The sequence below is a fragment of the Neobacillus sedimentimangrovi genome, assembly GCF_010614825.1.
Classification (GTDB): domain Bacteria; phylum Bacillota; class Bacilli; order Bacillales; family Cytobacillaceae; genus Neobacillus; species Neobacillus thermocopriae.
Map to the genome: position 1 here is coordinate 72,251 of NZ_JAAFZF010000001.1, position 12,075 is coordinate 84,325.

Annotated in this window: 10 protein-coding genes; 5 read left to right on the top strand and 5 right to left on the bottom strand. The window is 40.0% G+C overall.

Translation table 11 applies throughout. The annotated features are described in order from the left end of the window. The first annotated feature begins 45 nt into the window (after positions 1-45). Positions 46-1,164, top strand: coding sequence for a PrsW family glutamic-type intramembrane protease (locus GZA11_RS00400; protein ID WP_163182501.1), 1,119 nt, complete (start codon positions 46-48; stop codon positions 1,162-1,164). Between the two features lie 67 nt (positions 1,165-1,231). Here the strand turns inward: GZA11_RS00400 and GZA11_RS00405 are convergent, their stop codons facing one another. Both GZA11_RS00405 and GZA11_RS00410 read right to left on the bottom strand, forming a co-directional pair. Continuing rightward, positions 1,232-1,792, bottom strand: a complete 561-nt coding sequence (locus GZA11_RS00405) for an HD domain-containing protein (protein WP_163182502.1) — start codon at positions 1,790-1,792, stop codon at positions 1,232-1,234. Positions 1,793-1,953: 161 nt separating this feature from the next. After that, positions 1,954-3,384 carry a Na+/H+ antiporter NhaC family protein gene (locus GZA11_RS00410; protein ID WP_163182503.1) on the bottom strand — a complete coding sequence of 477 codons (1,431 nt, stop codon included), beginning with the start codon at positions 3,382-3,384 and terminating at the stop codon, positions 1,954-1,956. Positions 3,385-3,670: 286 nt separating this feature from the next. Between GZA11_RS00410 and hutU the strand changes: the two genes are divergently transcribed. Genes hutU through GZA11_RS00425 form a run of 3 tightly spaced genes read left to right on the top strand, consistent with a single transcriptional unit; the run spans position 3,671 to position 7,627 of the window. Further along, a complete protein-coding gene (hutU, locus tag GZA11_RS00415) occupies positions 3,671-5,347 on the top strand; it encodes a urocanate hydratase (RefSeq protein WP_163182504.1) in 1,677 nt (558 codons plus the stop codon). A 5-nt stretch (positions 5,348-5,352) separates the two neighbouring features. After that, positions 5,353-6,660: an imidazolonepropionase gene (hutI, locus tag GZA11_RS00420; protein ID WP_163182505.1), complete on the top strand. Its 1,308-nt coding sequence runs from the start codon at positions 5,353-5,355 to the stop codon at positions 6,658-6,660. Next, the gene (locus GZA11_RS00425) at positions 6,623-7,627 is read left to right on the top strand and encodes an agmatinase family protein (RefSeq protein WP_235924741.1); all 1,005 of its coding nucleotides are present in this window, start codon (positions 6,623-6,625) and stop codon (positions 7,625-7,627) included. Before hutI ends, GZA11_RS00425 begins: the two co-directional genes overlap by 38 nt. 37 nt (positions 7,628-7,664) lie before the next feature. Here GZA11_RS00425 and GZA11_RS00430 read toward each other — a convergent pair whose 3' ends face one another. Continuing rightward, complete coding sequence (locus tag GZA11_RS00430) at positions 7,665-8,591, bottom strand: LCP family protein (protein WP_163182611.1); 927 nt, start codon at positions 8,589-8,591, stop codon at positions 7,665-7,667. Positions 8,592-8,958: 367 nt separating this feature from the next. Between GZA11_RS00430 and GZA11_RS00435 the strand changes: the two genes are divergently transcribed. After that, on the top strand, positions 8,959-9,714 hold the full coding sequence (locus GZA11_RS00435) for a thermonuclease family protein (RefSeq protein WP_163182612.1): 756 nt from the start codon (positions 8,959-8,961) through the stop codon (positions 9,712-9,714). Positions 9,715-10,126: 412 nt separating this feature from the next. Here the strand turns inward: GZA11_RS00435 and GZA11_RS00440 are convergent, their stop codons facing one another. Beyond that, positions 10,127-11,530: a PQQ-dependent sugar dehydrogenase gene (locus tag GZA11_RS00440; RefSeq protein WP_163182506.1), complete on the bottom strand. Its 1,404-nt coding sequence runs from the start codon at positions 11,528-11,530 to the stop codon at positions 10,127-10,129. A gap of 111 nt (positions 11,531-11,641) precedes the next feature. After that, positions 11,642-11,983 (bottom strand): hypothetical protein, encoded by a 342-nt coding sequence (locus tag GZA11_RS00445; protein WP_163182507.1) that lies wholly within the window; start codon positions 11,981-11,983, stop codon positions 11,642-11,644. Positions 11,984-12,075: the final 92 nt, after the last annotated feature.

The window sequence follows — 12,075 nt, forward strand, 5'->3', positions numbered from 1 at the left end:
TCAATCAGTCTTATCATGATGGCGTCACCAAGAGGAGGATACAGAATGAAGTGCCCGGAATGTATTTACTCCAACCCAGAGGGAGTAAAGTTCTGTTTGAATTGTGGTAAAAATTTTTCGAGCGAGGATGAAATTCAGGATCCAAACCAATTATTTTATGAGTTTGCCAGCTATGTCGATGGTATACCTAGAAATCACCGCTCCATCGTACCCAACATTAAAAATATTTTCTCAAGGGTATTCCGCAAGCATAGTGTCCTTGAAGCGGAGCGGCTTTTTATTGTAGGCACAGCGATTACTACACCTAAAATAGAGGATGTAAAGGAAACATGGCCAAAACCATGGCTTTTTGCCAGAGTGTTTATCTTTGCCTTGCTGACTTTTTTAGGGTTGCATATTGGATTGATTTGGTTCCAAAACATAAACTTTCTGCCGGGGCTTATCGTTGTAGGTGCCTTTGCGGTTCCATTGACAACACTTATCTTTTTTTGGGAAATGAATGCACCACAGAATATAGCTATATATCGAATCATTTACGTGGTATTTATCGGTGGAATTCTCTCGATGTTAGCTGCGCTCGTATTTTTTAATCTTCTTAAGAATAACATTAATCCGATTACGATTGGGATTGTCGAGGAACTTGCCAAAGCAATTACGGTTATTTATTTTGTTAGAAACCAGAAATATCGGTATATCTTAAATGGGCTGCTGATTGGAGCAGCGGTTGGGGCTGGATTCGCTGCTTTTGAAACAGCGGGTTATGCATTAAGAAGCCTCCTTACCGGGAGTTTTGAAACATTATACAATACTCTTTTATGGCGCAGTGTGTTGGCTCCAGGAGGTCATGTGGCATGGGCAGCTTTAATTGGAGCGGCTTTCTTGCGTGCCCGAGAGAATGAAAACTTTTCGTTAAGCATACTAGTAAAGCCCAAATTCATTCGCATTTTTTTACTAGTTGTACTGATACATGCTTTATGGGACACCGATATACCAGGTATGTTTCCCTATGGACATAGTATATTGATGGCGATTTCTTGGGTGGTGGCATTCCGAATGATTCAATTAGGATTAAAAGAAATTGCCGAGAAAAAATCTCAGTTACCAGAAGAACCTAAAGAATCGACTGTGACAGCAAAAATTATTTCAAAGGTGAAGCAACCATAATGAAGGCGATGTTGATCAACATCGCTTTTTTGTATGGGACGAGAGGAATTTTTGTGTGGTTAACTTTTTAATCGGTTTGGTTTTTATACGCTAGGGGATGCTTATTTAAATAGTCTTGACTCATTTCGTCTTCTACCATCTGGTCTAATCGTTCAATCATTTTGATCGCTTTATCTTTGTCCATTTTTTTATAATGATGGAGCCCGCCTTGTTCTTCATCCATTTCATCTGCTAATTTTACGATTTCTTGTAATGGCGTCCTTTTAATAAAACCTTCTGTCATATATGAATCCGTATGAAACAAGATCGCTAAGGCAATATCTTTGGCCATAATGGGGTTTTCCCCTAATCTGATCAATAATTTATGAGCTCTTTCCGCCCCTTTGATGGCATGGATATCATTTTGTCTGTATAAATCATAATCCCATTTGCCATTTCGATACCATGTGTAATGACCAATATCGTGTAGCAAGGCTGCTTTTGTCGCTAGGTCGACCGATACACCGTATTCCTTAGCCAAACGAAAGGCATGATAAGCACAAGCAATGGCATGGACAACACCTGATCGATTGAGATATTTTTGAGCAATATGATGATTGAAAATCTGAATTAATGTAACTTCTCTCATTTCCATCACCCTTTTTTAATAAAATATTAATTTGAATTATATAACGATATGGACAAGAAGTAAAAAACTTTAAAACTATTTCAAAAAAATCTCCTGCCCAAATTATCATTGGAACAGGAGAGTTGATGTATGGATTACGCGATGAAATAAAACATATTTAATTATTGTAACCAAAACCCACTCATGAGATATAAAACAGTCGCTATGGCTCCTCCAACCAACGAAATCTTCAATTTATAGCGAGCATAATCGACCAAAGTGAGATCGAGTATTGAAGCAGTGGTGATCGTCGTATCGCCTAATGGAGAAGCTAATGCTCCGAAAGCTCCGCTTGCAAATACCGCACCTACGGTTAAAGGGATGGATGTCCCTGTGGAGGAAGCTAGTGATATTCCTAATGGCATAAACAACCCCCATGTTCCCCATGAGGAACCGATAAAATAACCCGTAACCGATCCAATCAGAAAAATAGTGGCCGGGGTTAAGAAAGCAGGTAAGAATGCCCCCAATGTGGAACTAATAAAGGCTGAAAAACCGAGATCTTCTGCCGCTAATGTCAGGGCCCAGATTAAAACAAGCAGACTGATGGCCTCCATCATTTGATTTCCCCCATCATAAAAATGGTACAAGAGTTCTCCTAATGGCTGCCGTCTTACTGTGTAAAAAAGAAAGGATAAAACTAGTGTAATGAATACAGCTAAGAGCATCACAAAGGTGGCGTCTGCTTTTGAAAAGGCAGCAAATATTGAATCGGCCCCTTTTTTTGTCCCGTCTTTCCATAATAGAAATAAAGAAAGCCCCAGAAGCAAAAAAACAGGGATGATTAAATGCCATGGCTGCGCTTTTACTAAAGATAATTCTCGTTTGATCCCCGCCCGGTGATACGGATGTTCTACTTCTTCTAAAAGTTGATTCTCTTTTGGCTGGAGGGAGTCCTTTGACTTTTTGGATGGAGGCCAGAATGTTTGAATCAACCCAATCACTAACATAATAATGGCAAAAAAATTAAACAAAATACTAAGTAAAAAGATTTGATAGGCAGAAATTTCGCTAGGCAGTCCTCGCATGCTACCTGCTACTAAAGAAACCATGAAACCAACAAAGGCAGTAGCAACTGGCAATAAGACAATCACGGATTCAGTGGAAATATCGAGAGTCAGCCCAACTTTTTGTTTAGGAATATTCAATTTTTTAGCTAACGATTTCACGACAGGACCAATTAACATGATGCGAAACATTGGCATCATAAAGGTAAAAGGGAGGGTAAGCCAGATAAATCCGAGCAGACCGCGTTGGGTTCGAATTTTCTCCCCCATCCATTCTGAAAAGCCTTTGATCCCACCTGAAATGTTCATCATTCCAACAAGACCACCAAACAAATAAAGAAAGGCGATGATTTTCATATTCGTCTCGTCGGACAACGTAGTAACGAGGTAAGACACAGTTTGATAGGATCCTGCCAAAAGATTCGAATTTACAAGGAAAGAGCCAATAATCAGGCCGATGACAAGACCAGGGAGTATATTTTTGAGCCATATGGACATTGAAATGACAATAACAAATGGGATGAGTGAAAGCCATGCATGTTCCATTTTTCCATCCTCCTGCATTCGATCAGTATTTTTATTATGTTCAAAAAAACGTTGATAAACTAAAAAACTTTTGATTAAAGAATACTTTCCACCCTACTAAAATCAAAAGTATGAACTAAAAAAAGTATACTTTATCTAAAAAAATTATCATTCATCCCCATTTAAGCCTAGATTAATGAAAGAAAAATACAAAAATTTTACTCAACATCTAATTTTCCACTCGTATTTTTTCAGAAGATTTTATTTTTTAATTAAATATAGAAAGATGAAATAAGGGGTGGATGAAATGCAAGCAAAAACAAAGAGAGTTATTAAGAATTATAAAGGGACCGAATTACATGCTAAGGGTTGGATTCAAGAGGCGGCACTTCGCATGTTACTAAATAATCTTGACCCGGAGGTAGCAGAAAGGCCAGAAGATTTAGTTGTGTACGGTGGAATTGGAAAGGCAGCACGCAATTGGGAGTGTTTTGACGCTATTGTGAAAACGCTTTTAGAACTGGAAGAGGATGAAACATTATTAATTCAATCAGGTAAACCGGTCGCTGTTTGGAAGACTCATAAAGATGCGCCGCGCGTATTAATTGCTAACTCTAATCTCGTTCCTGCTTGGGCAAATTGGGAGCATTTCCATGAACTTGATAAAAAAGGTCTCATGATGTACGGACAAATGACTGCAGGAAGTTGGATTTATATCGGCAGCCAAGGGATTGTTCAAGGAACCTATGAAACATTCGCAGAGCTTGCACGGCAAGAATTTGGCGGTTCTTTAAAACACACGATTACTTTAACCGCCGGTCTTGGTGGTATGGGCGGGGCTCAGCCATTGGCTGTCACCATGAATGATGGTGTTTGTATTGCCGTTGAGGTGGATGAAACGAGAATTGACCGGCGCATTCAAACGAAATATCTAGATGTCAAAACACATGATTTAGATGAAGCATTACAATGGGCGTTTGAAGCGAAGAAGGAAGGAAAAGCATTATCCATTGGATTATTGGGAAATGCTGCAGAAGTACTGCCGCTTTTAATTGAAAAAGGTTTTACTCCTGATGTATTAACCGACCAAACATCCGCACATGATCCATTAAATGGGTATATTCCTGCAGGTTTCACATTGGATGAAGCAGCGAAGCTTCGAAAAGAGGATCCAGATTTATATGTGAAGCTTTCCAAGCAAAGTATGGCTAAACATGTAAAGGCGATGTTAATCATGCAACAAAAAGGGGCAGTAACATTTGATTATGGCAACAACATCCGCCAGGTAGCGAAGGATGAAGGGGTAGAAAACGCATTTGATTTCCCTGGGTTTGTTCCAGCTTACATCCGTCCATTATTCTGTGAAGGAAAAGGACCTTTCCGTTGGGCTGCCTTATCAGGAGATCCTGAGGATATTCGCAAAATCGATGAGGCTTTATTACGTGAGTTCAAAGATGATGAGCATCTTTGTAAATGGATTCGTATGGCACAAGAGAAAATTAGCTTCCAAGGCCTTCCTGCTCGTATTTGCTGGTTAGGCTATGGAGACCGTGCTCGCTTCGGAAAGCTGATCAATGACATGGTGGCTAGTGGTGAAGTTTCAGCTCCAATTGTTATTGGTCGTGACCACTTAGATGCTGGTTCTGTCGCATCACCTAACCGGGAAACAGAAGGGATGAAAGATGGCAGTGATGCCGTATCTGACTGGCCGATTTTAAATGCGTTAATCAATGCAGTTGGTGGAGCAAGCTGGGTATCTCTTCACCATGGTGGAGGAGTAGGCATGGGGTATTCTCAACATGCCGGCATGGTCATTGTAGCGGATGGAACGAAGGAAGCAGAGGTTCGTCTGCAACGCGTCTTAACGACCGATCCGGGCATGGGTGTTGTCCGTCATGCTGATGCTGGTTATGAATTAGCGATAAAAACAGCGAAAGAAAAAGGAATTAACATGCCAATGCTGAAACAAGATGAAAGAGGTTGAATGGAATGAGTAAAGCCATTTTTATAAGAAATGCATCACAGCTTGTCACACTAGAGGGGAGCTCACATGCTCCTCTCGTAAAAGAAGCGATGTCTGAGCTTCGAATTATAGAGAATGGGAGCGTCTGGATTGAGGATGGGATCATTCAGGCTGTTGGGACAGATGAAGAACTTTTGGCGGAATATGGAGACCGATTAGGTGAAGCCGAAGTGGTGGATGCAACTGGCAAGTTAGTAACACCTGGGTTAGTCGATCCACATACCCATTTGGTTCATGCAGGTAGCAGGGAAAATGAATTTAACATGCGTCTGCAAGGGGCAACCTATATGGAGATCATGAATGCAGGTGGAGGCATTCATGCAACTACGAGTGCTACAAAAGCCGCTTCACATGAGCAGCTTTATCAAGAGAGCTATGCACGATTAGATCAATTCCTGCTTCATGGGGTGACAACCGTCGAGGCAAAAAGTGGTTATGGAATGGAATGGGAAACCGAGCTGAAGCAGCTGGAAGTGGCGAAACAACTGAACGAAAATCATGTGGTTGATGTCGTCTCGACGTTTATGGGTGCTCATGCAATCCCAAAAGAATTTAAGGAAAATCCAGATGAATATGTGCGCCTTTTGGTGAAAGAAATGATTCCAAAGGTAGCCGAATTGGGTCTAGCCGAATTTAATGATGTTTTTTGTGAGCATGGTGTGTTTACACCAGAACAATCGCGGATCATTTTGGAAGCCGGTAAACGTCATGGCTTGATTCCAAAAATCCATGCCGATGAAATTGTTGCTTATGAAGGGGCTGAGCTGGCTGCAGAGGTAGGTGCGATTTCCGCCGACCATTTATTAAAAGCATCGGAAAAAGGGTTGGCAGCGATGGCCAAAAAGGGAGTCGTCGGGGTGCTTCTACCTGGAACAGCATATTTTTTAATGGCTGAGTCGGCAAACGGACGCAAAATGATTGATACAGGGGTGCCAGTCGCATTATCCACTGATTGCAATCCGGGTTCATCACCAACGGTTTCCTTGCCTTTCATCATGAATTTAGGCTGTTTGAAAATGGGAATGACTCCTGCTGAAGTAATTACAGCAGCGACTATCAATGCGGCACATGCGATTAATCGCGGTAGCGAGATTGGTAGTTTAGAAGTGGGGAAAAAGGGAGATGTCACGATTTTCAATGTTAATAATTATATGAAGCTGCAATACTCTTATGGTGTGAACCACGTGGATACGGTTGTGAAAAATGGTGTGGTTGTTGTAAAGGGAGGGCAGCTTTGTGAAGAGCTTTCTTTTTCCAAAAATGAATCCGCCTAGTTTTACTTGGGTGAGACCAGAGGGGCGAGTTCCTGAGAAAGTTCATGAATGGATCAAGCCAGTGACGGCTTCGACGGATCCGGAAAAGTGTAAAGACGCCGAGGCGATTATCCTCGGCGTCCCTTTATCCCGTTCCTCCATCAGTCCTTCAGGGGCTTCTGAATTTCCCGACTATTTCCGCCGTGCATGGAAAGGATTTGCTACTTATAATTTGGATGAAGATGTGGATTTGGCGGAGATGACGGTTCTTGATGCCGGAGATGTTTCGATGCATGTGACGGATATTCATAGATGTCATGAGAATATCGTGGAGGCATCTTGCGCCCTTCATAACCATTTTCGTGATTCCAAAATTTGTGCCATTGGTGGCGACCATTCTATTACCGCTATGATGGTAAAAGGGATGCAACAGGCAAAACCGAAGGAAACGATTGGTATTTTGCAATTTGATACCCATTTTGATTTACGAGACATGTCTGATCATGGTCCTACCAATGGAACACCGATGCGCAATTTAATCGAAAGCGGTGTAGTGGAAGGCCGAAATATGTATAACATTGGTTTACATGGATTTTTTAATACGAAGGAGTTAAAACAATACGCGGACGAGAAGGGTGTTAACTATTTCACACTTCGTAACGTTCGAAAAGATGGGATGAAAAACACGGTCTCGAAATGTTTAGAAGAATTATCTGCCAAAGTGGATACCATTTATTTGACGGTGGATATGGATGTCCTAGATATTGCCTATGCCCCAGGTGTACCAGCCTCAACACCGGGAGGCATGACAACAGCCGAATTATTAGAAGGTGTATTTTTAGCAGGAAGTCATCCAAAGGTAAAAGCGATGGATATTGTCTGCCTCGACCCACTAAAAGACGATCAAGTCCAGCCAACCGTCAAAGTAGGTACTCACGTGTTTTTAACCTTTCTTACAGGAGTCAAACACCAACAAAAGACAATTTAAAGGATTTGTCCATCTCAGGTGGACAAATCCTTTTTTTCTACTCTTCTAAAAAACGATGAATCGATTCAATATTTTGCATGAGGTCTATTTCTAATACATCACCTAGTTCTTCGTGTCGTGCATTTTCAAAACTTCCATCCTCAGGGATGCGTAAGGTTTCTATTTCGCTCTGATTGTTCGTTATGATATCTTTTCCAATGGTAATGATGGTAGAACTCTCTATATTTGTATCAATGTATGTAGATAACAGATCAAATAATTTCGGTAGCTTTACAACATTATGGAGTCCTACCGCTTCTTCTTTTAATTTTGAAATCACTTCTTGTTGTCGTTCGATTCGCCCGAAATCACTTAAACGATCATGACGAAAACGGACATACCCTAACAATTCTTTCCCATGAAGACGCTGGATACCTGGTTCTAACGTCATCCCAATGCCATACGACATTTCGTATGGGATTTCAACTTCAATTCCATTGGGTACGAGCAAATCGACTACTTTTTCAAATCCTTTAAAATCGACAATGGCATAATAATGAATATCCAATCCAAAATTCCCAACAATGGTTTTCCTTAGTAATTCAGGACCACCATAAGAATACGCGGCATTTAATTTTTGTTGTCCATGCCCCGGTATAGTGACGAGCATATCACGCATGAATGAAATAAGTTTGATTTTATGAGTCTGTGGGTCATAATGAGCAATCATGATGGTATCGGTTCGAGCTGGTTCTTCCCCGCGTGAATCACTCCCTAATAAAAGCACATTGATTTCATCGATTTTCTTTTGTGCACCTTGAAAGGACTGTTTTCCCTCCGCTTTTTTTAGTGGTTCGTTCATCACTTTAATGGTGCCTTCTATGTATTGAATGATTGTAAAAAGTCCAACCATAAAGATCCCTAAAAAAAGTAGAGCACCAAATACTCTGCCCCAACGAACTCTTTTTCTTCTTCTTCTTTGCATCCTTGTCAAAACTAACACCACCCAAACCAAACTCTTTGAAGTAGTGATTATCCCATAAATAGTTTTCAAGACTTTTACTTTCCGATTAAATTTTTTTTAATTTACGAGTGATTGAAAAAACGAAGAACGGTAACCCACGTAAATCCTATATGGAAAGGAGAATAAAGGGAGGCTTGCTTAAAAGTTGGAGGAGCTCTCCTTTCTCATTGTTAAAAGAAATAAAAGTTTATACTATTATCTTTTCCTATAAAACTCGTGATTGGGGATTGAAAAAAAGTCGAGCCATGATTAAACTTAACACGGAGGAAAATGATAACAATTGGTAGAATCATAACCAATCTTAATGTTGGAAAAGGATTTGATGATATTGAAAAAATTACTGCTAATTTTATTCATTGGTTTGTTATCCATTCACCTGATTGGCTGCTCATCCATGATTACTGACGAGAGTTTCAGTCCAGATAAGCAAGCCAATACTCAGGAAAATAATACAGAATATAAAAGAATGGAAGTGGCACTTGTCCATCCAAGTGATGGTGATACGATTGCTGTCAATTATAAAGGGAAACGTGAAAGTGTGAGATTTTTACTCGTAGATACTCCGGAGACGTCCCATCCACGCCTTGGGGAACAACCATATGGTAAGGAAGCGAAAGAATTTACTAGAAAATTAGTGGAAAATGCTAGAAAGATAGAATTAGAGTTTGACATCGGTCCCCAAAGAGACAAGTATGGGCGGTTATTAGCTTATGTATATGTAGATGGGAAAATGATCCAAGAAGAATTATTAAAGAATGGACTAGCTAGGGTCGCCTATATTTATCCTCCAAATACCCGCTATGTCGATCAGTTTCGAGCGATTCAAAAAGAGGCACAACAAAAAGGAATAGGGATTTGGGAAATTGAAAATTATGCCCAAGAAGACGGTTTTCACCCTGAAATCATCGATTCAAAAGAAAAAGAAACTAGTCAAGCTGATGAGGACTGTCTCATTAAAGGGAATATCGGAAAAGAAAAAATTTACCATACGCCTGATTCTCCTTGGTATGAAAAAACAAAAGCAGAAATGATGTTTTGTACGGAAGAAGAAGCGGTTAAAGCTGGATTTCGACCTGCTAAATAATAGTAATGTATAATGGAATTTTTCATAGCATACCTAATAGTTTGTTATAAACTTTGGCTCTTTTCTAAAAGATTGTTGTTTTAGTTAAATGGTAAATGCTTTATCAATTACTTAAAGATAGCGATTTGTAAAAGGTGGTCATGATGTTGAAATTTAGAAAAAAAGACTATGTTATCTCTTTCTTTATCGTTCTCGTACTAATGGGTTCGCAAATTTTTCCAAGCGAAAACAACATACCCGTTCTAATAAAAATTTTGCTTTCAAGTGTGATTGCGTCTTTAGTTATTGGAACTATGACAAACTTCTTATTTAAGAAACGTAAATAATAGTGGTTAAGATAGAACTCAAAAAAAGCCGATTTCTATTTTTGGAGAAATCGGCTTTTTTGATTCTGAGTTGGTTCTATTCATGGTCATGGAATGATTTCAAAAACCGTACCCTGGTTGAAATCTGTCACTCTTACTGATCCATATACCCCTAAAAATAATCTCGTTTGATCCAGGTTCGTTCCAAGACTAACATAATAGGCAGCTTGAGACCCAAATGAGTAATCTGTCTCGATGATACGATAGTCATTGAGTTTTCCATCCATCCTTGCCATTGTATAAGCTAGAACTCCTTGAGCTGGAGCAGGGGAACCTTTCCGGGCAAGATCGGTGAATACCACACTACCTGTCAACGCTGGGATGGCTCTTCCCATATAAGCTTGTACACCAGTAAGAGCTGTTCCGGCAAACTTATCAGATCTTTGATCTTGATGATAATAACTAGTTAAAGGCTGAATTCGCCTTACAGAAGTTTTTACTGCTTCATTGAAATAGGCAATGGTTTTCTCATCCTGATTCGGATTGGTCGTACAGCTTTTTATGATCGGGGTAGGTAAAGTTCCTTCCCATCCTCGCCAACCTAAGTTTATAAATCCTTCTTGGTCGGGTTCCATATTCATGGATAAAGCTTGGATTAGCTGGGGAACAGGGAGTGGTTTATAATAAATAAAAGAAAAGATGGATTCTACTAAATCTTGCCCGACATTCCCTGTATATTTAATATATTGATGGTTGTATCTTTGAAAGGAGATGCCAGTAATATTGCGAACCCCTTTGGCCATTACTGTAAGTGTATTTTGAATGGTTACAGGCAATTCATCGAAACGTGTGACAATAGGGGGAGATTGGATGTATGGATACCTTGATACATCAATCTCAATAATTTTACCAGCGATTTCTAAATCATTCTGGCTTAAATTAAACGGGTCATATCCTGAGCCCCCATCACCAGTCGTTAATACTAGTTTTCCTGATTCGGGTGAAAAGTTTAAACTGTTGACCCCATTATGATTGGAATAGGGCCTCCTCATGTTCAACAATGTGCGACGTTTTTGAGGCTGACCATTTCGATTGAACCCCCATTCCTCGACCGTATCAATATGATCATATTGCGTTTCTCGATTTTCCCACTTGCGGTTTAATGTGTTGGGATCACACGGGTCAGGTTGAAAAGATTTAGGTTCTACCCCTGGTCCTTGGGTTCCAGCAACGGAATAATGGAGATAAAACAAACCGTTATAATAAAATTGGGGATGGAACGCTAGTCCCAGCAATCCCCGTTCATCATATCCACCAGAAGTACCTAGTTGTAAAATTTGTGGGCGAATATCTAAAAATGTCCGAATCTCCCCGTTTCTTATGAATAAGACTTCTCCTACCTGTGTAGCAATAAAGATACTTTCAATGGTGTCACCTGGAAGGATAGCTGTTTTCAATACGGTGGGTAAGTTAATCCCATTGACAATGGGCCGTAAACGAACCTTTACCATTTCTTTTACACTCCCTCTATTATTCTTTTAAAAGAATATGAATAGAAGGGGGCGCTTAGTACCAAATAGTAGGTGCTTCTATCTCGATACAACTCACGGTTCTATTATTGATTATCCTTTTTTTAAGAATTTCTTCAAAAAGGGAGAAACTTCCTTGATCAAAGGTTGATATTGTTTATAGGTTTGCATAGCGGTATCAATCGTTCCTATAAGCAATTCCAAGTCAATTTGATTAAGAAGCTGCTGGATTTGGTTTGGTTGATGGTGCATGAAGGGGGCTTTATGAATTCGTCTTTTGCCAAGAAAGCTTTCCTCAAAATGTTCTTCACGGTCGAAGGATTCGTTGGAATGGTACTTGTCCACTTTAATAGGAACTCGTCCAGAACCAAACATTAGTTTGGTGAATGGGTCTACATCATTTACCGGATGTTTTTCCTCTTCTTGAAATTCCACGAAACCACACTTCCTTTCTTACGGTAGTTTCCAATTGATCTTTATTTTAAACTATGAATTGCTTTGATTGAGGGTGAGGGCGAATGGAACCT

Coding starts and splice junctions, on each gene's coding strand:
- GZA11_RS00400 (WP_163182501.1), top strand. CDS start 46: ATGAAGTGCCCGGAATGTATTTACTCCAACCCAGAGGGAGTAAAGTTC.
- GZA11_RS00405 (WP_163182502.1), bottom strand. CDS start 1,792: ATGAGAGAAGTTACATTAATTCAGATTTTCAATCATCATATTGCTCAA.
- GZA11_RS00410 (WP_163182503.1), bottom strand. CDS start 3,384: ATGGAACATGCATGGCTTTCACTCATCCCATTTGTTATTGTCATTTCA.
- hutU (WP_163182504.1), top strand. CDS start 3,671: ATGCAAGCAAAAACAAAGAGAGTTATTAAGAATTATAAAGGGACCGAA.
- hutI (WP_163182505.1), top strand. CDS start 5,353: ATGAGTAAAGCCATTTTTATAAGAAATGCATCACAGCTTGTCACACTA.
- GZA11_RS00430 (WP_163182611.1), bottom strand. CDS start 8,591: ATGCAAAGAAGAAGAAGAAAAAGAGTTCGTTGGGGCAGAGTATTTGGT.
- GZA11_RS00440 (WP_163182506.1), bottom strand. CDS start 11,530: ATGGTAAAGGTTCGTTTACGGCCCATTGTCAATGGGATTAACTTACCC.